The 23854-nt window shown below is 58.6% G+C and carries 24 protein-coding genes; 19 read left to right on the forward strand and 5 right to left on the reverse strand.

Annotated elements, in window-relative coordinates; all coding sequences use genetic code 11:
- Window positions 1–28: 28 nt before the first annotated feature.
- The 5 genes from PKC29_03475 to PKC29_03495 all read left to right on the forward strand — a co-directional run bounded on the left by PKC29_03475 (window position 29) and on the right by PKC29_03495 (window position 5396).
- Window positions 29–1327 carry an acetyl-CoA C-acyltransferase gene (locus tag PKC29_03475; GenBank protein ID HML94473.1) on the forward strand — a complete coding sequence of 433 codons (1299 nt, stop codon included), beginning with the start codon at window positions 29–31 and terminating at the stop codon, window positions 1325–1327.
- The gene (locus PKC29_03480; GenBank protein ID HML94474.1) at window positions 1324–3507 is read left to right on the forward strand and encodes an enoyl-CoA hydratase-related protein; all 2184 of its coding nucleotides are present in this window, start codon (window positions 1324–1326) and stop codon (window positions 3505–3507) included. Before PKC29_03475 ends, PKC29_03480 begins: the two co-directional genes overlap by 4 nt.
- Before the next feature lie 100 nt (window positions 3508–3607).
- On the forward strand, window positions 3608–4447 hold the full coding sequence (locus tag PKC29_03485) for a vitamin K epoxide reductase family protein (GenBank protein HML94475.1): 840 nt from the start codon (window positions 3608–3610) through the stop codon (window positions 4445–4447).
- Between the two features lie 139 nt (window positions 4448–4586).
- On the forward strand, window positions 4587–4880 hold the full coding sequence (locus PKC29_03490) for a hypothetical protein (protein HML94476.1): 294 nt from the start codon (window positions 4587–4589) through the stop codon (window positions 4878–4880).
- A 24-nt stretch (window positions 4881–4904) separates the two neighbouring features.
- Complete coding sequence (locus PKC29_03495; protein HML94477.1) at window positions 4905–5396, forward strand: hypothetical protein; 492 nt, start codon at window positions 4905–4907, stop codon at window positions 5394–5396.
- A 29-nt stretch (window positions 5397–5425) separates the two neighbouring features.
- On the opposite strand, the gene PKC29_03500 is transcribed toward PKC29_03495, so the two are convergent.
- Window positions 5426–6118 carry a gamma-glutamyl-gamma-aminobutyrate hydrolase family protein gene (locus PKC29_03500; GenBank protein ID HML94478.1) on the reverse strand — a complete coding sequence of 231 codons (693 nt, stop codon included), beginning with the start codon at window positions 6116–6118 and terminating at the stop codon, window positions 5426–5428.
- Window positions 6119–6293: 175 nt separating this feature from the next.
- On the opposite strand from PKC29_03500, the gene PKC29_03505 reads away from it, so the two are divergent.
- The 3 genes from PKC29_03505 to PKC29_03515 are packed head-to-tail and all read left to right on the forward strand — an operon-like array spanning window position 6294 to window position 9243.
- A complete protein-coding gene (locus tag PKC29_03505) occupies window positions 6294–6773 on the forward strand; it encodes a hypothetical protein (protein HML94479.1) in 480 nt (159 codons plus the stop codon).
- 30 nt (window positions 6774–6803) lie between these two features.
- Window positions 6804–7154 (forward strand): hypothetical protein, encoded by a 351-nt coding sequence (locus tag PKC29_03510; GenBank protein ID HML94480.1) that lies wholly within the window; start codon window positions 6804–6806, stop codon window positions 7152–7154.
- A gap of 37 nt (window positions 7155–7191) precedes the next feature.
- Window positions 7192–9243: an ATP-binding cassette domain-containing protein gene (locus PKC29_03515; protein ID HML94481.1), complete on the forward strand. Its 2052-nt coding sequence runs from the start codon at window positions 7192–7194 to the stop codon at window positions 9241–9243.
- A gap of 51 nt (window positions 9244–9294) precedes the next feature.
- Here the strand turns inward: PKC29_03515 and htpX are convergent, their stop codons facing one another.
- A complete protein-coding gene (gene htpX, locus PKC29_03520) occupies window positions 9295–10164 on the reverse strand; it encodes a zinc metalloprotease HtpX (GenBank protein ID HML94482.1) in 870 nt (289 codons plus the stop codon).
- A gap of 181 nt (window positions 10165–10345) precedes the next feature.
- On the opposite strand from htpX, the gene PKC29_03525 reads away from it, so the two are divergent.
- The 6 genes from PKC29_03525 to PKC29_03550 all read left to right on the forward strand — a co-directional run bounded on the left by PKC29_03525 (window position 10346) and on the right by PKC29_03550 (window position 14538).
- Window positions 10346–10627 carry a hypothetical protein gene (locus PKC29_03525; protein HML94483.1) on the forward strand — a complete coding sequence of 94 codons (282 nt, stop codon included), beginning with the start codon at window positions 10346–10348 and terminating at the stop codon, window positions 10625–10627.
- 5 nt (window positions 10628–10632) lie between these two features.
- Window positions 10633–10923, forward strand: coding sequence for a hypothetical protein (locus PKC29_03530; protein HML94484.1), 291 nt, complete (start codon window positions 10633–10635; stop codon window positions 10921–10923).
- 118 nt (window positions 10924–11041) lie between these two features.
- Window positions 11042–11911, forward strand: coding sequence for a phosphoribosylaminoimidazolesuccinocarboxamide synthase (locus PKC29_03535; protein ID HML94485.1), 870 nt, complete (start codon window positions 11042–11044; stop codon window positions 11909–11911).
- Window positions 11912–11957: 46 nt separating this feature from the next.
- The gene (locus tag PKC29_03540) at window positions 11958–12773 is read left to right on the forward strand and encodes an SDR family oxidoreductase (GenBank protein HML94486.1); all 816 of its coding nucleotides are present in this window, start codon (window positions 11958–11960) and stop codon (window positions 12771–12773) included.
- A 287-nt stretch (window positions 12774–13060) separates the two neighbouring features.
- Entirely contained in the window at window positions 13061–14032 is a 972-nt protein-coding gene (locus tag PKC29_03545) for a PhoH family protein (protein HML94487.1), read from the forward strand.
- A gap of 53 nt (window positions 14033–14085) precedes the next feature.
- Window positions 14086–14538 carry a hypothetical protein gene (locus PKC29_03550; GenBank protein HML94488.1) on the forward strand — a complete coding sequence of 151 codons (453 nt, stop codon included), beginning with the start codon at window positions 14086–14088 and terminating at the stop codon, window positions 14536–14538.
- 32 nt (window positions 14539–14570) lie between these two features.
- On the opposite strand, the gene PKC29_03555 is transcribed toward PKC29_03550, so the two are convergent.
- The 3 genes from PKC29_03555 to serA are packed head-to-tail and all read right to left on the reverse strand — an operon-like array spanning window position 14571 to window position 18697.
- Window positions 14571–15860, reverse strand: a complete 1290-nt coding sequence (locus PKC29_03555; protein HML94489.1) for an adenylosuccinate synthase — start codon at window positions 15858–15860, stop codon at window positions 14571–14573.
- Between the two features lie 2 nt (window positions 15861–15862).
- On the reverse strand, window positions 15863–17110 hold the full coding sequence (gene hisZ, locus PKC29_03560; protein ID HML94490.1) for an ATP phosphoribosyltransferase regulatory subunit: 1248 nt from the start codon (window positions 17108–17110) through the stop codon (window positions 15863–15865).
- Window positions 17111–18697 carry a phosphoglycerate dehydrogenase gene (gene serA, locus PKC29_03565; protein ID HML94491.1) on the reverse strand — a complete coding sequence of 529 codons (1587 nt, stop codon included), beginning with the start codon at window positions 18695–18697 and terminating at the stop codon, window positions 17111–17113. It abuts the gene before it with no gap.
- Between the two features lie 208 nt (window positions 18698–18905).
- Between serA and tatC the strand changes: the two genes are divergently transcribed.
- From tatC to PKC29_03590, 5 genes are all read left to right on the forward strand, one after another.
- Window positions 18906–19706: a twin-arginine translocase subunit TatC gene (gene tatC / locus PKC29_03570; protein ID HML94492.1), complete on the forward strand. Its 801-nt coding sequence runs from the start codon at window positions 18906–18908 to the stop codon at window positions 19704–19706.
- Between the two features lie 150 nt (window positions 19707–19856).
- Window positions 19857–21575, forward strand: a complete 1719-nt coding sequence (locus PKC29_03575) for an AMP-binding protein (GenBank protein ID HML94493.1) — start codon at window positions 19857–19859, stop codon at window positions 21573–21575.
- 184 nt (window positions 21576–21759) lie between these two features.
- Complete coding sequence (locus PKC29_03580) at window positions 21760–22035, forward strand: hypothetical protein (GenBank protein HML94494.1); 276 nt, start codon at window positions 21760–21762, stop codon at window positions 22033–22035.
- A 231-nt stretch (window positions 22036–22266) separates the two neighbouring features.
- Window positions 22267–23235: a DUF1152 domain-containing protein gene (locus PKC29_03585; GenBank protein HML94495.1), complete on the forward strand. Its 969-nt coding sequence runs from the start codon at window positions 22267–22269 to the stop codon at window positions 23233–23235.
- A 171-nt stretch (window positions 23236–23406) separates the two neighbouring features.
- Window positions 23407–23814: a hypothetical protein gene (locus tag PKC29_03590; GenBank protein ID HML94496.1), complete on the forward strand. Its 408-nt coding sequence runs from the start codon at window positions 23407–23409 to the stop codon at window positions 23812–23814.
- Window positions 23815–23854: the final 40 nt, after the last annotated feature.

The raw sequence follows: 23854 nt of genomic DNA on the forward strand, positions 1-23854 counted from the left end.
GATAGTTATTATTTCAGCGGAGCCTCCTGTGAGCCAACCCGATAACCGAAAGCGCGTCGCCATCATATCCGGCCTTAGGACGCCTTTTGCCAGATCGGGGACGATCTACAGGGACCTTACCCCTCTCGACCTCGGCAAGATAGCTGTGACCGAGCTCGTCAACCGGACGGAGATAGACCCGGCCGACGTGGGCGCGCTCGTCTTCGGCAACGTTATGCCGTCGGTCAGGACACCCAACATCGCGAGGGACGTCGCCCTCGGCTCCGGGATACCGGACCGCGTGCCGGCGTTTACGGTTTCGAGCTCCTGCGCGTCTTCGATGCAGGCGATCACGAACGCCGTGGACGGCATACTCTCCGGCGCGGCGGACGCCGTCATAGCGGGCGGGGCGGAATGCGCTTCCGAAGGCTCGTACCTCTTTTCGTCCGCGAGAAGGCCCGCCGGGCTCGAGCCGGCGAAGGGGAAGAACCTGATAGACAAGGTGAGTCCCCTCTTCAGGATGGGCGCTTCGGGGCACGGCCCCGTGCTCGCCGTCATGCCCGAGAGGTACGCCGGGCTGACGACGGGAGAGGCAGCCGAAAAGACGGCGAGCGACTACAAGATAAGCCGCGCCGAGCAGGACGGCTTTGCGCTCAGGAGCCACACGTTCGCCGCCCGCGCGGAAGACGAAGGCATTTTCGAGGACGAGATAATACACACCTTCATACCGCCGCATTTTAAAGAAGCGATAAGAAAAGACAATTCGATAGACGGGAACGCGAGCATGGACGCGCTCGGCGGTCTCCCGCCCCTTTTCGACAGGGAGTTCGGCACGGTCACGGCCGGTAACTCAGCCCCGATCGCCGACGGCGCGGCGGCCGTGCTGCTAATGAGCGAGGAAAGGGCCAGGGCACTCGGCTACAGGCCGCTCGCGTACATAAGGTCCTATGCGTACTCGGCCTCGAACCCCGACTCCGAGCTCCTGATGAGCTCCGTCTACGCCATCGTAAAGGCGCTCGACAGGGCCGGCATAACGCTCGGCGACGTGGATCTCGTCGAGATGCACGAGGCCTTTTCCGCCCAGGTGATATCGAGCGTAAAGGCGCTTTCGTCGAAGAGCTTCGCCAGGGAAAAGCTCGGCCGTTCGCAAGCCGTGGGCGAAATCGACATGGAGCGGTTCAACGTTTCGGGCGGCTCCATCGCCCTGGGACACGCGCTCGGGGCAACGGGGGCGAGGCTCGTCACGACCCTCGTCTACAGGATGACCAGGAGGAAGGGGCAGTTCGGGCTCGTCGCTCTCCCCGCCGCGGGCGGGCTCGGGGTTTCGATTGTCCTGGAGAAGGAATGACGACTAAAGAACGCGAGCAGAAAACGGGGAGCCTTTCCTCCACCGTCGACGGCGACGGGATAGCGACGCTCGTCGTCCACACCCCCGGAAGCGTCGTCAACAGGCTACGGCACGAGGACTATCTCGCCATGGAAGAGCTCCTGGACAAGATAGACAAAGACCTCGACATGATCGAAAGCGACGACGAGATAAGGGCCGTCGTGATAGCGAGCGACAAGGACTGGAGCTTCATCAGCGGGGCCGACGCGGGCGAGTATCTCGAATTCACACTCGCGGACGAAGGACGGTCGTACAGCCTTAAGGCGCAGGAGATATCCGAGAGGATAGAGGCTTCGAGGGCCCCGTTCGTGGCGGCCGTCAACGGGGCCTGCCTCGGCGTCGGGCTCGAGCTGATAATAGCCTGCAAGTACAGGATCGGTTCCAACGGTAGGGGAGTCGAGCTCGGGCTGAATCAAATTGAAAACGGTCTCATACCCTGCGCGGGCGGCATGCCGAGGCTGGCGAGGCTCGTCGGCACTAAGGAGACACTCGACATGATATTGACGGGCGAGCCGCTCGACGCCGAATACGCGCGGCAGGCCGGTCTCCTCGACGAAATCGTGCCTCCAGAGCTCCTCCGCGAAACCGCCCGGAAGCGGGCGCTCGAGCTCTCGGCAAAGGAGCTCAAGCCCCGGAGGTTCAGGTTCGGCGGGGTGGCGAATGCGCTCTTAAAGGAAAACCCCGTGTCGAGGAAGATGTCCTTCGACAAGGCTAAAAAAGATATAAGAGAGAACGGCGGCCTCCACCTGACGGCGTCGAGGATGGCCGTCGAGGCGCTCGAAATAGGGGTCGCGAGCTTTAACCGGGGGCTCCACGTCGAGTCAGTCTACTTCGGCGAGCTCGCGGTGACGAGCTACGCGAAGCAGCTCATAAGGACGGCCGTCGCGATAGACGAGGTGAGGAACGACGGCAGGTTCTCGAAGACGGCGGGCAAGGCCGCGAAGAAGCCCTCCAAGATAGCCGTCGCGGGCGGCGAGCCGTTCGGCCCCGGTATAGCGTGCCTCGCGGCCGAAAGCGGCATACGCGTCAGGCTGAAGGCCAGGGACGACGCCAGCGTCGGCAAGAGCCTCAGGGAATGTTACGACTACTTCATGGGCAAGGCGTCCGGCCGCGAAGAGGATTCCATACACGCCGAGAGAAAGCTCGACCTCATAAGCGCCGCCGCGGATTATTCAGGCTTCAGGCGGGCCGACATCGTCATCGAATCGGCGGGGGAAGATCCGGAGGTGAAGCGGCGGATATTGAAGGACGTGGAAGCCCTTTCTGGCGGCGATTTCGTCTACGTTTCGAATTCCTACGCCGTTCCTGTATCGAGTATATCGGGCGGCTCGAAGAACCCCGGGAAGGTGATAGGGATGCGCATGTCGGGGTCCGTCAGCGATTCCGACCTCATAGAGATTTCGATAGGGGAGGGCACGTCCCCCGAAACGGTCTCCGAGACGTTCGAGCTCGTAAAGCTCCTCGGGAGGACGCCACTCGTCGTAAGGGACAAGGCGGGCTCCTACCTCACCCGCGTCGAGCTCGCCTACTTCGCCGAGGCGCTTCAGCTCCTGGGCGAGGGCGTGGGCGCGCAGGACATCGAGGACGCGATGGTGCAGTTCGGGTTCCCCGAGGGGCCGCTTTCGGCCATGGACGACGTCGGGCTCGACGTCGTGAAGCAGGGGGCAGTCGCGATATACGGCCATTCGCCTGAATACGCGAAGCCCCGGGCCATGCTGGACCAGATGGTCTCCGAGGGGAAGACGGGGGTAAGGAGCAGCGCGGGATTTTACAGGTACCACCGCGACGAGAAGAGGCTCGACAGGTCGGTGAGCAGGCTGCTGTCGCTCCACGAGGACGACACGGACGGCATATCGCAGGAATACATACAGGACAGGCTCGTCCTTGCGCTCGTGAACGAGGCGATGAGCTGCCTCGAGGAAGAGGTGATCGAGAGCGCCAGGGACGGGGACGTCGGCGCCGTGCTCGGGCTCGGCTTTCCCGCGTACAGGGGCGGGCCTTTCAGGTACGTCGATACTGTCGGCACGGGAGACGTTTTAAAGAAGCTCCACAACCTGAGCGTAAGGTACGGAACGCGCTATACGCCGCCCGTCTCGCTCAAGAACACCGCCGTCGGCGGGGGAAGGTTCTACGAGGACTGAAAACCTTTTTGTTGCCTGTGACGGCGCGCCGGTTATCATATTCCGGTATTGATTTTCCGCACCGGGTTATAAATAATCGAGGAGCCCAGACATATCCAAGATGAGCCAAAAGAGAACCGAAAAGAAGAACTATAATCTGCTTGCCATCACGATACTCTCCGCCATCGGCATACTGCTGTCCCTGTATCTTACATACGTCGACGCGGGCGGCGGGCACGCCGCGTTCTGCACGGCGGGCACGGACTGCGACGTCGTAAGGCAGAGCGCCTTCGCCAAAATGCTCGGTATCCCCGTGGCGGCGTACGGTGTGGCCGCGTACGGCGCGATATTAGCGGTATCTCTCCTATCGATGGCCCGTAAAAAGAGATGGCTGATACTGTTCGTGCTCTCGCTCGCGGGATTCGTGTTCACGCTCTATCTCACGTACCTTGAGCTCTTCGTCATAAACGCTATATGCATGTACTGCGTCGTTTCGGCCTTTATAATCACCGCCATTTTTATTCTCACCCTCGTCCTGAAAAAGACCGAGCACCCCAAAATGAACGGGCTTCGCGCCCTCGGGCTCGGCCTCGTCGTTGCGGGCGTCGTGTTCTTCGGCGCGGCCGTGATGCAGGGTGAGCACCTCCGCGATTCGGCTGGCGCGGCCGCGTCGGACCCGTACCAGACGGGGCTCGCGAAGCATCTCGGCAAGACGGGCGCGGTGATGTACGGCTCGTTCAAATGCACCCACTGCATGGAGCAGAAAAAGCTCTTCGGCGACGCGTTCAAATACGTGACTTACGTCGAGTGCCACCCGCAGGGGCCGGACGCGAACCCTTCCCTCTGCTTCGCACGCGGCATCCAGAACTACCCGACCTGGGAGATAAACGGGGCCTACTACCAGGGCACGATGAGTCTCGAAAGGCTCGCCCAGATATCGGGCTACCAGCCCGAAAACTGATATCCAGCCGCACCCGGGTGCGGCGCTCTATAAGGCCCTCCGCCCTCCCCTGAACCGGGGCCGTTCCGAAAATTACGGTATGTATTCGCCGATAAGGTGTTAAAATTATATTAGTAATTTTAAAAACGGGGTGATAGTTATGGCTCAGGAAAAACTCGGGCAGGATATAGAAACATTGAGGGAAGACGTCGCCAGGCTCAGGACCGACCTGTCCCAGATAGCGAAGTCTCTGCTCGAAAAGGGGAAGAACGAGACGGACAGCGCGAAGGAGAAGGTTCTCGGGGACATTCGCAGCGAGCTTTTGGCCGCGAGGAAAAAGGGCCACGAAAAAATGGATGACGTCGAGCACACTATACAGGAAAAGCCGTTTATCAGTCTCCTGATAGCGTTCCTTGCGGGTCTCATTCTTGGCAAGCTTTTCGACCGCAGGTAAAAGGATCAGGCGGGAAGGAGCAGATTGAAGGAGATTCTCGGCAGTATCACAAGCGCGCTCAAGCCCGACGCGCGGGTTATAAGGGGGATGATACTCAGGACGGTTATATTGTTGTCCGTCCTGCTTCTGGCTTCCCTCACCGCGTCGCTCGGCTTTGCGTTCCTCGTGTGGTCGCTGTTCCTCTACCTGGGGACCATGTTCGAGCCGCACGTGGCCGCGCTCATAAGCGGCGGCATAGCCATATTCGCGGCCGTAGTGCTGATCGGTGCGGCGCTTCTCGTCATGGGATTTCTGAACGGGGGCAAAAAGAAGAGGAAAGCGGTCTCCGCCGCCCCCGCGGAGGGGGCTTCGGGTGCCTCCGAGGTCGATCTGGCGCTCGCGCTCGTAAGGCAGTATCCCCTCGAATCGGGCCTTACGGCTGCTGTCGTTGGCTTCATAGCGGGCTCTTCGCCCGACGCCAGGAAGACCATGGCCGAATTCCTCATGACGTATAAAGGAAGCGGTCCCAACAGATAGCCGGTGGGCGGTTTAAGGCCACGCCCGCTTCACTTCCTGCATTCCTCGATAAAGCTTTCGAATATTTTCCTCGATACCGGGTCGGCCACGTCCCTTTCGGGGTGCCACTGTATGCCGAGCACGAAGGAATCATTCCCGGATTCTATGCCCTCGACTATTCCGTCCGGCGCGGTTGCCGAAGCCATGAGACCCTTGCCGACTTTCTTTACTGCCTGGTGGTGGTAGCTTTTGACGGTAAACCCGCTCTTCCCTGTTATGCCCGCGAGCCTGCTCCCGCCGGCGGCTGCAATCCCGTGCTCCGCGCCTTTTTCGTGCCCTAGGGCGTCCGGCAGAAATGCCGCGATGTCCTGGTAAAGCGTCCCGCCGAAAAAGACGTTAAGGAGCTGCATCCCGCCGCATATTCCGAGGACGGGTATGCCCCTGTCCACCGCGCGCTCAAGTATGTAGAGCTCGGTCTCCGTCCTGTCGAGGCTCATGGGCCTAAGCTCCTCGTGAGGCTCCTCGCCGTAGTACTTCGGGTCCATATCGCGTGAGCCGGGCAGAAGAAGCCCGTCGAGGATGCTCATGGTCTCCGAGTGCAAATCTCCCGGCGAGGCCACGGTCGGGATGAGCACGGGCAGCCCGCCCGCCTTCGCGACGGCCCGGGCGTATTCCGCCTCTATCGAATTGTGGCCTTTTTCAAGATCGGTTGTGATCCCGATTACCGGGCGGTTTCTTTTCATTTCGCGCTCGTCCCCGCTTCGTCTGGGTCTTCGGTTAAAGATATTTGCGTCCCGTCAAATTGCAAGATTCCAGGCAGGCGAGGGGGAAATATTCCTATGCCTTCCGTTTTTAAAGGTTATCATTATCCAAATGCACAACGCCGCGCCGCGTATACACAAACCGCTATATTTTATTATGGTTTCCGTCCTGTCGGGGGGCGTCTACTATCTTGTCCTTGCGGCTGCATCGGGGTTCTCTCACCCCTTTTTGAATCTTTTCCTCTTTCCGTTCTTCATGGCGCTCCTGTTCATGGCGGCGGGTGTCGTCTACGCCCTCTCGTTCCGCGGCATTCCGGACGGAGACAGGTATGCGCACCGGGCGGGCGTCAGAAAGACGGCCGTGATAGTGATCGCTGCGCTCGTACTGTCAGCGATATTCCCGGCAGCCGCCCTCGTCCGCATCTATCCCGTGCCTATGGCAATGTTCCACCTTCTTCTTCTCTTTTACGCCGGCCTCGCGCTGGCGGCGATTTGCACGGCGTGGCTCGTTTTCTTCCGGAGGGAATGGCGGAGACCGCCCCTCCTGTCGGAGGCCGTCCTCGCCGCAGTAACGGTGCTGTCCCTCGTGCTCTCTTACGCGGCGATGTACATCTACGGGTTGCTCCCGCCCGGGTAAGCGGATAAATTTTATATCCGGGGAGACTCAATGAAGAGAATACACGTAACACTGGCGGCGGCGATGTTTATTGCGGCGGCGCTCGGCGGGTGCGGATTTATCGAGGGGCTTTTCAATCCCTTCGCGGGGAAGTGGAAATCCGGCATAACCGAGATCGAGTTCACGAGCGGCGGCAAGTTCGCGCTCAAGCTCGGGAGCGCTATTTCGCTTAACCTCGACGGCGACTATACATACGACGACGACAATCTCTTCCTTTCCTTCGGCGGAGGGGAGCCGGTAAAGCTCTCGTACGAATTCGGCGACGACAAGAAGACGCTCGTCCTCGACCCGCTGACGGACTCCGACTACATCAAGACGAGGCTCAGATTCACGAAACAGTAGTCGGCGGTTTCGGGACAGGCCCCGGATTCATCCTTAAATGATTCAACTCGATAATATATCCCTCGCGTACGGCTCGAGAGAGCTGTTCAAGAACTTAGGCTGGCACGTTAAGGACGGGAAGAGGATAGGGCTTTTCGGCCCGAACGGCGTAGGCAAGACGACGCTACTCAACGTCATGGCGGGGGTGCTCCGGCCCGATTCGGGCTCGGTCGTCGTGCCGCCGGGAAAGCGGGTCGGCTATCTGCCGCAGGAGGTCGAGGACGCGGGCTCCAGGCTCACGGTCCTCGAAGAGGCGCTCACTGCCTTCAGCGAGATAGGCGGGCTCGAACGCGAGATGGAGTCCGTCAAGGACGCTCTCGAACATATCGCGGACAAGGGCTCGGCCGAGTACGAAAGGGCGCTCCACAGGCTGGACGCCATACAGACCGAGCTCAACACGAGGGACTCGCACACCGTCCGCTACCGTACCGAGAAGCTCCTCATGGGGCTAGGCTTCGAGCCGGACGACCTCGCGCGGCCGCTCGACACGTTCTCGGGCGGGTGGAGGATGCGCGTCGCGCTGGCGAAGCTCCTCCTCGTAAACCCGGACCTCCTCCTTCTCGACGAGCCCACGAACCACCTCGACATCGAGAGCATCGACTGGCTCGAAGGGTATCTCAAGGACTTCCCCGGGACGGTTATACTCGTCTCCCACGACCAGTATTTCCTCGACAGGATGGTCGATACCATAGCCGAGCTTTCGATGGGGCATATAACGGAGTACGCCGGGAATTATTCTTCATACGTCGAGGAGCGTAAGGCGCGCATCGAGATTCACCGCTCGGCCTACGAGAACCAGCAGAGGAAGATAAAGGACACCGAGCGGTTCATAGAGAGGTTCAGGTACAAGAACACGAAGGCCAAGCAGGTCCAGAGCAGGATAAAGGCCCTCGAAAAGCTGGAGCGCATTCCGCCCCCGCCCGGCGACGCCGACGTTATACACTTCAAATTCCCCGACCCGGGGCGCTCGGGAAAGGTCGTGCTCGAGCTCTCTTCGTTCTCCAAGACCTACCCCGACGACGAGGGCGGCGGGATACCCGTTTTCGATAATGCGGGGCCGCTCACGATTTCGCGGGGCGACAAGATAGCGCTCATAGGCAAGAACGGCGCGGGGAAGAGCACGCTCGCGAGAATGCTTCTAGGCTCCGAGCCCTTCTCGGGCGAGAGGAAAGAGGGGTACAACGTGGAGGTCACCTTCTTCGCGCAGCACCAGGCCGAGTCACTCGACCCCCGGAACACCATACTCGAAGAGCTGAGCTCGGCGGCGGGCGGGAGGAGCGAGGTCGAGATAAGAACCCTCCTCGGGGCCTTTCTCTTCACAGACATCGACGTGTTCAAGAAGATATCCGTCCTGTCAGGCGGCGAGAAGAGCCGCGTCGCCCTCGCGAAGACGCTCCTTTCACCGAAGAATTTCATGATACTCGACGAGCCCACGAACCACCTCGACATACAGTCGCGCGGCGTCCTCGTGGACGCGCTCAACCACTATAACGGCACGTTCGTCGTCGTGAGCCACGACAGGCTCTTTTTAGACCGCGTGTCGAACAGGGTATGGTACGCGGAGAAGGGCAAGGTCGTTACGTATCCCGGGAATTACTCGGAGTTCAGGTACCACCAGGGCCTGCGTGAAAGCGGTTGGAACGGAGCGCCTGTCACGGATAACGGGAAGCCCGCGTCACAGGAAACGGATGCTACAGGCGGACCCGCCGACAAAAAGCCGGTGCTAAGTAAAAGGGAAGAGGCCGAAAGGCGTAACCGTCTCTACAGGGAGCTTGCGGAAAGGGGTATAGAGAACATGGAGAACTGGGAGGAGCTCTCCTCGGGCCAGCTCAGGACCGCCCTCAAGGACCTCGAAGAGAAGATACATTCCTCGGAGGAAAAGAAATCCGAGCTCGAAGACTTCCTCGCAGACCCCGATAACTTCAGGGACGCGAAGCGCTCCGAAGAGGTCACGCGCGAATACGGATCGCTGAACGATAACCTGAGGAAGCTTTATGAAAGGTGGGAATCCGTTTCGTCACACCTCGAAGGGCGCACTCCCGGCGAATGAAGCGGGGCCGCACGCCCTCCCGTCGATATTAATTCGATCAGTCCGGGTTTCTTATCTGCTTATGCCCGCGGCCATGTCTTCGAGCCTTCTCACCCTCTCTTCCATCGGCGGATGCGTGCTGAAAAGTGAAGCGAGGCTCCTGCCCGAGAGCGGGCTCGCGATGAACATGTGGGACGTGCTGTCGGCCACCTGGTCGCTTACCCTGAGCGGAATCCTCTCGGTCCCGGCGGCGAGCTTCCGGAGCGCATTCGCAAGGGACATCGGGTTGCCCGAGATTTCGGCCCCGCCCTTGTCGGCGCCGTACTCGCGCGTCCTCGATATGGCGAGCCTTATGATCGTGGCCGCCAGCGGCGCTACGATCGCCATGACCAGGAGCCCGAGCGGGTTTCCACCCCTCTCGTCCCTTCCGCCGCCCCCGCCGCCGAATATCGCTGCGAACTGCGCCATGTAGGCGAGGTACGTGATGGCCGTCGCTATGGTTGCGGCGATAGAGCTTATCAATATGTCGCGGTTCTTTATGTGGGCCAGCTCGTGTGCGAGCACTCCTCTCAGCTCTTCACGGCTCAGGAGTCTCATAATGCCAACGGTGACGGCCACGGCGCCGTGCTTCGGGTCCCTCCCGGTCGCAAAGGCGTTGGGCTGCTCCTGCGGGGTGATGTAGACCTTCGGCATCGGGAGCCCGGCCCTCTGGGCGAGGTCCCGAACGTCCGCGTAGAGCTCGGGCGCGTCCTGTGCGGTGACTTCCTTTGCCTGGTAGAGCTTGAGGACTATCTTGTCGCTCCACCAGTAGCTCACGAAGTTCATCACCATCGCTATACCGAACGCGATGAGAAGACCGTTCCGTCCCCCGACCGCGCCGCCTATGAACATGAGGATCGCGGAAAGGGCAACGAGCAGGATCAGACTTTTAAGTGTATTCATGTTTTTTTCTCCCTGTCTTGCACATTCTGAAGTGAAATCGCCGGCTTGTGCTTTCGTGCGGGTTTTACGCCCGGCGCCTGCCCGCAACTCTCCCCTCGAATAGTGCTATAATGAAAATAATGATTCGGGGCGTGATTTCAAGTATAGATTGCGTATGTGCACGTAAATCCGGGAGAGCCGTGTGGACGTACCGATGATGTGGCGCCTCGTCGGCGCGTTCATAAACGTCACGATCCTGACGCGCGCCGGGCACTTCTTCCTTAAAAGATGGATTCCTGATTCCTTCCGGAGGGCGCTCGTCGTCGCGGGGGCCGTCGCGCTCATAGATTTCATCGGCATGTGGGTCATGTTCAAAAGCGCGCTCCTCGGCCTCCACTATACGTTCTTCTATTACCTCCCGCTGCTTATAATGTGGCTCCTCAAGGACATGCTCGAAGCGTCGAGGGAGAGGAGGAGGGCGTAGCCCCGGTGACTCGCGCAATGGACGGGATTTCCGGCAAGAAGCGGCAGATAGAAACGGTGCTCGCCCTCTACGGCGATTTCCTTTACGGGCTCGCCCGCTCCCTCGGCGGGGCGGATTACGGCAGGGTGAGAGAGGAGGCGTTCGGCGTCCTCGACAGGACGCTTACTCCGAGGGAACTCTCCGCTATGCTCGCCATCGAAGGGAGCCTCAGGGACAGGTTCCCCGGCGTCAGGAACCGCATAAAGGAGCTCCTCGGGGCCGAGATAACACGGGCGCTCGCAGAAGATATTGAATGAGTGATCCGGCTCGGGCGTTTTGACATAGCCGCCGTTCTTTAATAAAATTTCACCTGCGAGAATCGAGACAGACAACAAATCCAAGGAGATGATTTCTTTGACGCAGAAAGGTGTTGTAATGCAGACGAGCTTCGAAGGGGTAAACCCGCCCAAAAGGGGAAAGGTGCGGGATATTTACGACCTCGGCGACAAGCTTCTTATAGTCGTTACGGACAGGATTTCGGCATTCGACGTGGTGCTTCCCGAGGGGATACCCGGAAAGGGAAGGGTGCTGAACCAGATCTCGAAGTACTGGTTCGGCGAGACCGAAGACATCATTCCGAACCACGTGATTTCGACCGACGTGAAGGACTATCCCGAAGAGTTTCAAAAGTACTCAGGCGTCCTCGAAGGGAGGAGCATGCTCGTCAGGAAGACGAAGCCCCTTCCGGTGGAGTGCATCGTGAGGGGATACATCACGGGCTCGGGCTGGAAGGAGTACCGGAAATCGCGCTCGGTCTGCGGCATACCCCTCCCCGAGGGGCTGGTCGAGTCCTCGCGTCTCGACGACCCTATCTTCACACCGTCGACAAAGGCCGAGGAAGGCGCCCACGACGAGAACATCACGTTCGAGCAGGCGGCGGGGCTCATAGGCGAGGAGATGGCGAACAAGGTGAGGGACGTCAGCATCGCCCTTTATTCCCGGGCGCGCGAGATGGCGGAGAAGAAGGGCATAATCATTGCCGATACGAAGTTCGAGTTCGGGCTCGGGGAGGGCGGCGAGCTGGTACTCATAGACGAGGCGCTGACGCCCGATTCGTCCCGGTTCTGGCCGATGGACCAGTATAAGCCCGGCGGCTCTCAGCCGAGCTTCGACAAGCAGTTCGTCAGGGACTATCTCGAATCGATAAAGTGGGACAAGAACCCGCCCGCGCCGTCTTTGCCCGACGAGATTATAGAAAAGTCGGCCGGGAAATATAACGAGGCGCTGGCGAGGCTCGCCGGTTGACGACCTACGTCGTCGGCTTCGGCATAACCGTTCACCACGGCATCCTATGAAAACCGTAAGCATACTCGGCTGCGGATGGCTCGGCCTTCCGCTTGGCGAATACCTTCTGGGAAAGGGCTACGGGGTTAAGGGCTCGACTCGGACGCCGGGGCTCCTTCCGGAGCTGAAAGCGGCCGGCATAGAGCCGTATTATATCTCGCTCGATCCCGGTCTCACGGGCGGGGACGGCTTCGAAAGATTCTTCGAGAGCGAGGTCCTCGTAATAAACTTCCCTCCGGAAAGGAGGGAGGATATTGTAGATTTCCACACCGCGCAGATAAAATCCCTCGCCTCACGGGTGGAGAAGTCTCCCGTAAAGAACGTCATATTCGTGAGCTCCACCTCCGTCTACCCCGAGCTCGGGAGGGAGGTGTTCGAGGACGAGGAAGCGCCGCCCGAAAAGGCCTCGGGTAAGGCCCTCGTCATCGCCGAGAGGCTCCTACTCGAAAACCCCGCGTTCCGGACGGCTGTGCTCCGCTTCGGGGGGCTCATCGGGTACGACCGGAAACCCGGGAGGTTCATCTCGGGGAAAAGGGGGCTTACGGGGGGAGATTCGCCCGTCAATCTCATACACAGGGACGACTGCATCCTCATAATAGAGAGGATTGTCGAAAGAGACACCTACGGCGAAATATTCAATGCCTGCGCCGACTTGCACCCGAAAAGAAAGGATTATTACACCGCACAGGCGCTCAAAATAGGCGTCCCTCCGCCCGCTTTCGAAGGCGGCGGCAAGCCGGGGTTCAAGATCGTGAAAAGCGATAAGCTCAAGACGCTCCTCGGTTACGAGTTTAAATATCCCGACCCGTCATCGATAGACTGACTGCCGCGGCCCGTGATGCAGTGCGCAGGCCTTTGGCATCGGCCTCCTTTCTGTTATAATTATTTACGATAGGGGTAACGAGATACGCCAATCCGCTGACAGAACGATTCGAAGTACGCAGTCAAAATCTCCAAGCACAGTCATTTCTGGGCAAAGCCTGCCTTACGGTTTTTCCGACTCAAAAAACCTGTATGAGATTTTATATAAAGCGTGAGATATTCGTTTCGGATTCGCAAATATCCGCGGCGGAAGCTGTCCGCCGCCCGACAGGAGGGGTATCCTCATAAATGCAGGAAACTATATCGACTGACAACGGCGTCGTAAGGGACATCGAGTTCGGGGACAATAACCTCGTAAAGGAGCTTTACGGGGAGCAGAGCGAAAACTTAAAAGAAGTCGAAAACAGGTACGGGATAAGGGTCCACGCGAGGGGAGGGAAGCTCAGCCTCGAGGGTGGCGCCCCCGGCGTCGATTCTGCCGCCAGGTTCTTCAAGGAGATCTACGGGCTCCTCGAAAAAGGCTACGTCCTCGACCCGGCCGACATAGAGCTCGCTGCGAGGGTGATTGACGAGGGCAAGATAAGGCTCGAAGACATATTCCTCGACACGGTCTGCGTTTCGACCCGGAAGAAGATAATCGCCCCCAAGAGCATAACGCAGAAGCTCTACATCGAATCCATACGCAAGCACGATATAGTGTTCGGCATAGGCCCGGCCGGTACGGGGAAAACCTATCTCGCGATGGCTATGGCCGTTTCGGCTTTCGTCAATAAAGAGGTAAACAGGATAGTACTTACGCGCCCGGCGGTCGAGGCCGGCGAGAAGCTCGGGTTCCTGCCCGGCGATCTCTCGCAAAAGGTGGACCCCTACCTCCGCCCGCTTTTGGACGCCCTCTACGATATGATGGATTACGACAAAGCCTCCCGTCTCGTCGAAAAGGGCGCCATAGAGATCGCCCCGCTCGCGTTCATGAGGGGGAGGACGCTCAACGACGCGTTCGTGATACTCGACGAGGCCCAGAACACGACCTCCATGCAGATGAAGATGTTCCTCACGAGGCTCGGATACAACTCCAAGGCCGTGATAACGGGCGACACGACCCAGGTGGACCTCGCGGCCAGCGAGAAATCCGGACTCCTCGAAGCCGAAACCCTCATAAAGAAAATAGACGGCATTTCCTTCGTCTATTTCTCGAAGAATGACGTGGTAAGGCATCCCCTCGTTAGAAAAATTATCGAGGCATACGAGAAAAATTCCTAGGTATTGTGTTATAATTCTCTATCGGTCGACATCCAGCGCCGGAGGAGTTATTAATGCAAGAAACCCTAAAAGCCCTTTTCGTTGCTACTGCGCTCATCTTCAGCGCCGGCTGCGCCAGGGAATGGCAAAACCCTGAATCCGCCCTCCCGGCCCAGAACGTCGCCATCGCCACCATTCTCGCGAGCCCCGACGCCTACGACATGTCCGGCGTCGAGGTAATAGGCAAGGTGTGGAACCTCCGTTACGAATCCCACGGCGTGAACGAGTACGGGGAGGAGATAATCTACACGACCTTCACGCTCGCCGACAGGAAGGGCATCGGTGTGGACGTCTTCGTAAAGGGGGACGCTCCCATAGTCGAGGGTGACTACCTGAAGGTCGTCGGCCTTTACAGAAAGCAGTTCCAGACTTCGGGGCCGTACTTTTACAGCAGGATAGACGCCGTACGCCTTGAAAGCTGGAGCCCGAACCTCGTTTACTGGGTCAGGGAATTCGAATTCGATTAAGGATTTATGCCAAGGCAAGCCCGGAAAAATTCTCAGGCCAGCTCGGAAAGGAAAAGTATTTTCTCTCTCGACGGGCCGAGCGAAACGGCATAGATGCCGACCCCTGTAAGCTCTTCTATCTTCCTGATATAGTTTCTGGCTCCTTCCGGGAGCTCTTCGAACTCGGTGACGCCGGATATGTCCTCGCTCCACCCGGGGACCTCCTCGTATACGGGCTCGCATTCGGCAAGGGCGCTGCAGCCCGAGGGGAAGGTCGTAAGAGTCTCGCCCTTGTACTTATATCCGACGCATATATTTACGCTCTCGAAGCCGGACAGCACGTCGAGCTTGGTTATCGCGAGGCTCGATATACCGTTCGTCGTGGCGGCGTACCTGAGCGCGACGGCGTCGAACCACCCGCATCTCCTGGGCCTCCCGGTGGTGGAGCCGTATTCCCCGCCGGCGTCCCTAAGCCGTTTGCCGGCGTCTCCGTGAATCTCCGAGGGGAACGGGCCTTCGCCCACCCTCGTCGCGTACGCCTTGGCGACGCCGAGCACGACGTCGATCTTCGTCGGGCTCACGCCGGTGCCTGTGCACGCGCCCCCGGAGCTCGCGCTCGACGACGTGACGTAGGGATAGGTCCCGAGGTCTATGTCGAGCAGCGCTCCCTGCGCGCCTTCGAAGAGTACGTTCTTTCCCTCTGACAGCGCCTTGTTGAGAAGGCCGGATACATCGCAGGAGAATTCCTTGAGTATCTTTCCGTACCCGGAATATTCGGCGTAGATCGCGTCGAACGAAAGGGGCTCTCCCCCGAGGACTTTTGTAATGTAAGCGTTTCTTTCTTCGAGCACGTCGGCCAGCCTTTCCCGGAAACACTCGGGGTCTATAAGGTCCGCGAGCTTAATACCCCTCCGGGCGGCCTTGTCCTCGTAAACGGGTCCTATGCCCCTGCCCGTGGTGCCGATCTTCCCCTTGCCCTTCAGCGCCTCGCGCGCGACGTCAATCTCCCTGTGATAGGGCATTATGATGTGGGTTCTGTCGCTTATCCTGAAGTTATTCGAATCGACTTTGTATCCCGCCGCCCTCAGGCCCGCGACCTCCTTGAGGAGAACGCCCGGGTCTACGACGACGCCGTTTCCGATTACGGAAAGCTTGTTTTCCCTGAGAATGCCCGAGGGGAGGTGATGGAGTATGACCTTCTCCTCGCCTATGACTATGGTGTGTCCGGCGTTGTTGCCGCCCTGGTAGCGGGCGACGATGTCGACGTCCTCCGAAAGGAGATCGACGATCCTTCCCTTGCCCTCGTCACCCCACTGGGCCCCTATTACCACGATGTTAGGCACGGTCAGATACCTCCTTTAAGGAGCTCTTCGAGATTCGAGAATTCCTTGCAGGCGCCTCTCCTGGATTCTATCAGCTTCAGCTTGCTCGGGGTTTCGAGGAGTATCACGCCGTAGAAGTTGGAGGCGCGGTTCTCCTTGATCCTGAGCTCCATCTGCGCCTTGTCGAGGTTGAGGTCGAGGACGACCTTGAACCCGCTCGACCTGAGCCATTCGGCGAGGCGTATGGCTTCGCGGCGGAGGCCCGGCTTTTTGGGGATGACGACGAAGTGTATCTGGTTGTTCTCGCCGTCGCGCCTGTGCGTGCTGAGGAGGGATTCGACGTCCACGGCAAAGCCAGTGGCGGGCGCGTCGTGGCCGTATTTCCCCATGAGCTCGTCGTATCTCCCGCCCCTTACGAGCGGCGACTGTATGTCGCGCGAGAGTATCTCGAACGTTACGCCGGTGTAGTAGTTAAATCCCCTGATTTCGCCGAGGTCTATGTTGATGTCGCAGTCCGACTGGTAGTCCCCGATGACTGAAATCACGTTTTCGAGCTCGACCACGTATTTACTTATCGAGCGTATCTTTTTCGCTTCATTTAAAACTTCCATCCCGCCGAAGAGGGAAGGGAGCATGCTTATCGCATCCTTTACGGGTTTCGTCGCTTTCGATTTCTTTATGGCGCTTGAAAGGGCTTCCTGGTCCTTTTTCTTAAGGGCGTCTTCGATGTCCTTTCTGTGCTCGCCCGTCTGCGCCAGGAGGTGCCTCAGTATTCCGGTGTGTCCTATGTCGAGGACGAGGTTCTTTATGCCGGATTTACCGAGGGACTTTATGCCGAGGGCGATGATCTCGGCGTCGGCCTCGGCCGAGCCGAGCCCGACGAGCTCGCAGCCGGCCTGGAATATCTCGCGCTCCTTGCCGCTGCTCTTTTCCTCGAACCTTACGACCCTGCCGTTGTAGCAGAGCCTGAGCGGGGCCGCGTGGTCCTTCAGCTGCGTTGCCACGATCCTCCCGACCTGGGGGGTGATGTCGGGCCGGAGCGCCACGACATCCCCAGACGAGGGGTCCACGAATTTCATTACCTTACTTTTAAGCTCGTCTCCGAGCCCGATGGACAGGGGATCGAGGTATTCGAAAAGGGGGGTTATGACCTTCCTGTAGCCCCACCTCGCGAATTCTTCGAGCAGTCCCTCTTCGGTTCGTCTGAGCTCCTCCGCCTTTTCGGGGGTGTAATCCTTGACGCCCTGCGGCAGACTGAGTCTGTTTATCATCTATAGATTGACCTGTGTAACGGATATGATGTCCGGAAGATTTTTTATCTTCTCTATTACTTCCTCCGGGACGGGGGAGTCGACGTTCGTGAACACTATGGCCCTTCCGCCGATGGATTCCCTTCCAAGGTGCAGGAGGCCGATGTTTACGCCGTTATCTCCGAGCGTCGTGCACATGGCGCCGATGAATCCCGGCCTGTCCTTGTTTTCGCTGACGAGCATGTATCCGCTCGGAACGACGTCTATCTTGAGGCCGTTTATCCCCACGACCCTCGGCTCTTCCGTGCCGAAGATCGTTCCCGCGACCTGGCTTTCGCCGTCATCCGTTTTTACCTTTATCGTTATCAGGCTCGTATAGTCCTTGGCCTGTGAGGATTTCGATTCTATTACCTTTATGCCCCTTTCCTCGGCTATGACGGGGGCGTTGACGTGGCTCACGACGACGTCCATCATCGGCGCGAGGAAGCCCTTCAGCGCCGAAACGGTCACGGGACGCGTGTCGAGCTCGGATATCTCGCCGTCGTACTGTAGCTGTATCTCCTTGACGCCGCCCTTGCAGAGCTGGCCCTGGAGGCTCCCGAGCTTCTCGGCGAGCGTAAGGTACGGGCCTATGGTCTTCAGCACGTCGAGGCTGACGGACGGCATGTTTACGGCGTTCTTGACGACGCCGTTAAGGAGGAAGTCGACTATCTGCTCGGATATCGCGAGTCCGACCTTCGTCTGGGCTTCTTCGGTGGATGCGCCCAGGTGGGGCGTGAATACGACGTTCTCGTCGAGCGCCAGGAGCGGGTTCCCCTCTTCGGGCGGCTCGTTCACGAATACGTCGAACGCGCACCCGCCGACGTGGCCCGATTTTATCGCCTCGGCGATGTCGTTTTCGTTTACGACTCCGCCGCGGGCGCAGTTGATTATCATTACGCCCTTTTTCGTTTTCTGTAGAGAGTCTTTGTTAAGGAGGTCCTTCGTTTCCGGGGTGAGGGGCGTGTGTATGGTTATTATGTCCGACCTCTTCAGAAGGTCGTCGAGCGACACGAGCTCGACCCCGAGCCTGTCGGCGGCTTCCTTCGAAAGGAACGGATCGTACGCTATAACGTTCAGCTTGAGCCCGAGCGCCCTTTCGGCCACTAGCTTGCCGATGTTGCCGAGCCCTATGAGGCCGAACGTCTTGCCGTAAATTTCCCTGCCCTTGAACTTGCTCCTTTCCCACTTGCCTTCCTTAAGCGACGCGTGCGCCTGCGGAATCTGCCTCGCGAGCGACAGCATGAGTGTTATCGTGTGCTCGGCCGTCGTTATCGCGTTGGCCTCGGGGGTGTTCATTACGACTATTCCCCTTTTGGTCGCGGCGGGGACGTCCACGTTGTCGACCCCGATGCCGGCCCTTCCTATGGCCTTAAGGTTCTTCCCCGCGTTTATGAGCTCTTCCGTGAGTTTTGTAGCGCTTCTGATGACTACAGCGTCGTAATTGCCTATGATTTCGAGGAGTTCTTCCTTGGCGGTGCTCTTCCTTACGTCGAGCTCGAGGCCCTCGGCGGCTTCGAGAATGCCGAGGCCTTCCTTGGACATGCCGTCTGTTATCAATACTTTCAATTTTTCCTCCGAGATTTATGAGGGGTTGGTTTTAACGGGATAACAATATATGCGAGCGATTAATCAATGTCAATTTGACCTCCGCGGCGTTACCGGCGCATAAAACCGGGCCCGGCGGGTGCATATCCCCTCTCTTCCGCCGTTTTTGCGAGCCGGGTATTGCTAAATTGAGAACCGCCACCGAGTAAGTTAAGCTTACGCCCTGATTATGGAAGAAGAAGGTATAAGCGAAGAAGGACGGATGTCGTTTCTCGACCACCTGACTGAGCTCAGGAAAAGGCTCCTCTGGTGCGTTCTGGCGATTTTCGTGCTGTTCATACCCGCCTATGCGTACTCGTCGGTCATATTCGACTACCTGATGAGGCCGATAATAGAGAACCTCCCCGAGGGGAGCTCGCTTATATTCACGATGCCCGCCGAGGGATTCATGACGTATTTAAAGGTGTCCTTCTTCGCGGCGCTCTTCGCATCGGTGCCCTTTATTCTCTACCAGGCGTGGAAGTTCGTCGCGCCGGGGCTCTACAAGCACGAAAAGCTGATAGTCATCCCGTTCATATCTTTCGGGACCATATTCTTCCTCTTCGGCGCGGCGTTCTGCTATTACGTCGCAGCGCCAAAGGCGTTCCAGTTCCTGCTCAATGAATATTCGTCCGAGTACGTAAAGGCCTTTCCGTCCATAAAAGAAGCGCTGTCGTTCTTCATGGCGCTCCTCCTCGGCTTCGGCCTCATATTCGAGTTCCCGCTCGTCGTTTTTGTCCTTGCGAGGCTCGGCCTGGTTACGAGCGGCTGGCTCAGGAAGCAGTGGAAGTACGCGATACTGATAAGCGCCGTTGCGGCCGCCTTCCTCACCCCTACGACGGACGCAGTGTCGATGATGTTCATGTTCGTCCCGATAGTGGTGTTCTACGGGCTCGGGATACTCGTGGCGTGGCTCTTCGGTAAAGAGCGTAAAAAGGCCTCCCCGGAGCCCGACGAGTACGAAGAACCCGGACCCAAAGACGGATTCTAGCCCCCGTGCATGCGGCCGGGCCCTTAAGGCCGCGGCGGGGCTTGACTTTTCCCCATAAAAAAATAAAGTAGAAATTCTAAAAACGACGAGGGGGCTTTATGCGCCCGTCCGGTCCTTATCGGGCATCCGGGCGCCGCTCATGAGGTAACGATGGCCGCAAAATCCGAGAAGAAGAAAATCAGAGACCTGCATCACCCCATAACCTATAAGCGTGAGAACGGGAAATTCGACGTCGAATGGTACGTCGGGCAGGACAAGAAGAACTGGGTCCTCCCCAAAATTCTAAGGGAGCAGGCCAAAAAGCTCGGTAAAAAGCCGTTCCTCCAGTTCGGTTATAGAAAACCGCTTAGCTTCTTCGCGGTAAACAGGCAGTCAAACAGGATAGCGAACGCCCTTATCGACCTCGGCATAAAGAAGGGTGACAAGGTTGCGGTCTACATGCCGAACTCCGACGACTACGTCGTAACGTGGTTCGGTATTCTGAAGGCCGGGATAGTGATGGTCCCGATAAACACCGCCTACAAGATGGACTTCCTCCAGTACATAATCGACAGCTCGGACTCGCGCGTCCTCTTCATCGCCGAGGAATACCTCGACAGGATGGTCCCCATCGCCGGGCAGATACCGCAGCTGGAGCACGTCATAGTCTGGACGAGGGACGGCGGGGAGAAATTCGACCGCCACGGATTCAGGTTCAGGAAGATGACGTCCTACGCTGCCTTCATAAACTCCGGCAAGCCCTCCGAGCCCGGCGTCGAGGTCACGTTCATGGACTTCGCACGCCTCATGTATACCTCGGGCACGACGGGGAGGTCCAAGGGGGTCATGAGGCCGTGCGCGGCGGATTACTCCAGCGCCCGCAATTATTCCGAGATAATGGACGTCGGCCCCGACGACGTATGCTTCACGTGCCTCCCGCTCTACCATTCGAACGCCATGGTGATGTCCGTATATCCCGCGTTAATAAAAGGGGCCAAGGTCGTCGTCGAGGAGAAGTACAGCGCGAGCCAGTTTTGGAAGTGGATCAAGGACCACGGCGTGACGAAGTTCAACATCGTCGGCACGATGGCCTATTTCATGTGGAATACTCCGCCCGTCCCCGAGGAAAAACAGCACAAAACGAAGCTCGTCCTCGGCTCCCCCGCCCCTCACGACATAATCGAGGAGTTCATGGAGAGGTTCAATATACAGTTCATGGAGGGGTACGGGCTGACAGAAATAGGGCAATGCACGTGGATGCGCCCCGGCGAGCCGTTCAGGGTGGGCTCCTGCGGCAAGGAAGCCCCGGGGTACGAGATAAAGGTCGTGGACCCCGAGACGGACGAGGAGGTGCCCCGCGGCTCCATAGGCGAGATAGTCGTAAGGCCGAGGACGCCCAACATAATGCTCCATTTCTACAACAAGATGCCGGAGAAGACGGTCCAGGACTTCAGGAATTTCTGGTTCCACACGGGCGACGCCGGCAGGATGGACGAGGATGGATACATATACTTCGTCGACAGGGTGAAGGATTACATCCGCCGCCGCGGCGAGAACATAAGCTCGTTCGAGGTCGAAAAGATCGTCGGCTCGCACCACGAGATAGACGAATGCGCGACGGTCGGCATAAAGGCCGAGGGCGGCGGGTACGCCGAGGACGAGGTCATGATAGTCGTCGTCCCGAAAAAGGGGAAGAAGGTGGACCCCTGGAAGCTCATAGAATATCTCGAGCCGCGCATGCCGACGTTCATGCTCCCCCGGTTCATAAGGTTCGAGGTGTCGCTCCCCAAGACCGGCACCGAGAGGGTCCAGAAGAACAAGCTAAGGGACAAGGGCATCACGAAAGACACCTGGGACAGGGAAAGGGCCGGGTATAAGGTAAAGCGCTGACGGCGCAGTCCGGCCCCGGAGACATGCCGGCCTCCGTCACCCGCAGCGTGCGATAATACGCATAGCGCTCCCGTAATTTCGGTCTCGCTGTTTATTTCACAGACGAAATCCTTTTGATGCTAGAATTATCGGCGGACGGGCGGGTTCTCCCCGCGCGTACTCTGAATAATCAGGGGGATTGAATATGTCTAAGGTTCTTAAAGTTTCGCTTCCTTTCGTTACAGGCGCATTGTTCGCTTTCGTTATAATGAGCTCGTTCAACCTGTTCCAGACGGCCGACGCGCAGCCGCCGGGGTACTACCAGCCGAATATGGAGCAGGCCCTCGGAAACCTCCACGCGGCCCGAATCAATCTCGAAGTGTCGTCTCCGGACAAGGGCGGCCACAGGGTAAAGGCGCTCGAGCTCGTAAACCAGGCCATATACCAGGTAAGGCAGGGTATAGCCTTCTCGGCGGAATAATCGGATTCCTCCCGCGCCCTGCCCCGCGGAGGGTGCGGGATTCCATTTCCCTCGCTTCCTTTCTTCTTCCGGCGTCTATTTTCCTTAAGGAGGCCATTCCCCTGGTTAATCAGGAGCGCCGGGTCCTGAACGCCGCGGTTTCCCCGTCTCCCCGGATTGAAACTTCCCCCGCGTCCAGTAAATTATTCCCGGGCCGAGAACGCGCCCATAACGCTCCCCGGGGGGATTATATTGACAGGTAGAAATACCATAAGGCAGATCGTAGGAAGTGCAAAAAAGGCCATACTGCTTGGCGTAGGCGGGGGAGGCGACATAGTCGGCACGATACCGACGGCCGACTTCCTCGGGATGTTCGGCGTCGAATGCGTGCTCGGCGGCCTCTCGTGGGAAAGGTCCGTCATAGACCCGATGCCCGGCCCGAGGACATTCGAGGAGACGGTAGGCGCGCGGAAGCTGAACGACGTCGTGTGGCGGGTGGATAAAGACACCGCCACGAGCACGGGAGTCAGGTTCGCGGAGGCCGGGGTCGCCGAAGTCACGGGCAGGGAGACGCTCCTCATAGACATACACGGCGGCCCGGAGACGGTGGCAAGGGGGATTTTGGGCGCCGCGCGCGAGCTCGGGGCCGATCTCGTCGTCGGCATCGACGTCGGGGGGGATATACTCTCCCGCGGGGGCGAGCCCGGGCTCATGAGCCCGCTCGCGGATTCCATAATGACGGCGGCGTTTTACATCATCGAAAGGGAGATGCCCGCGTTCCTCGGCCTTTTCGGGTACGGGAGTGACGGCGAGCTTACCGAGAGCGAGCTCGAAGACGCGATGAAGGTCCTCGCATCGAGCGGCGGCCTCCTCGGGGGCTGGGGGCTCACCCCTGAAGCGCTCGAAACCATGGAGAGGGTCATCTCCATCGTCCCTACCGAGGCGAGCAGGATGCCGGTTCTCCTGGCCAGGGGGCAGTTCGTCGAGACTAATATCAGGAGCGGCCGCCGTCACGTGGATCTCTCGATGTCCTCGACGGTCACATATTATTTTTCCCCGGCGGTGCTTTACGAGAAATTGTCGGTTCTTTCGAGAAAGGTGTCCGGTACACGGAGCCTTATAGAGGCGAACGAGGCCCTTCACTCCATGGGCGTAAGGACGGAGCTCGACATAGAGCTCGACAAATATGCGCTCGAACAGAAGGAGCGGCAGGGCGGATAAATGGTTGTGTGCATATGCAATCCGGCTGCCGGCAGGGCGGGTGTAACGCAGTGCGGAAGGGCGTTCTCCCCCGGGCGCGCGTATGAGTCTATAAATTGTTGACACGCCCCCCGTTTCATGTTAAATACTTACGATTTTTCAAATTTTTGCCCTTGAGGAAATAAGCCCCAGATGAGTCTGGAAGAGACGAGTCAGTACCCGGCAGAAAAGTTTCTTATCGCTTTTGCACTGATTCTGGTTTTTGCAACGACGCTCGCCGCGGCGAGCCGGCCCGTTTTTCCCGTTTTTATCGATGGGGAGGCCTGTCCCGGGACGGTCGTGATTCCCGGGGTACTTTTCATTGCCGCTGCAGTGGGTAAATTTGTTAGCGGCCGGGCCGCTTTCCTTGAGGGGATCGGGTTCGCCACGGGTTTCGGTACGAAATACACGGGGAAAGCGGGACTCGTTTTCTCGCAAGCCGCAAGCTGGGCTTGCGCATGGGGTTTTCTGCTCACAGCTTTTTTCGGCGATGACCGTAATGGTTATGCTTGCCATGCTCGTCGTTCCGCCGCATCGGATCGCTTTCCCCTGAAGGGGTGATTCAGTCATTGCAGGCGGACACATATAAGTTAAGAGGAGA

It is taken from the genome of Thermodesulfobacteriota bacterium (assembly GCA_035325995.1).
GTDB lineage: Bacteria > Desulfobacterota_D > UBA1144 > Nemesobacterales > UBA2774 > JADLGH01.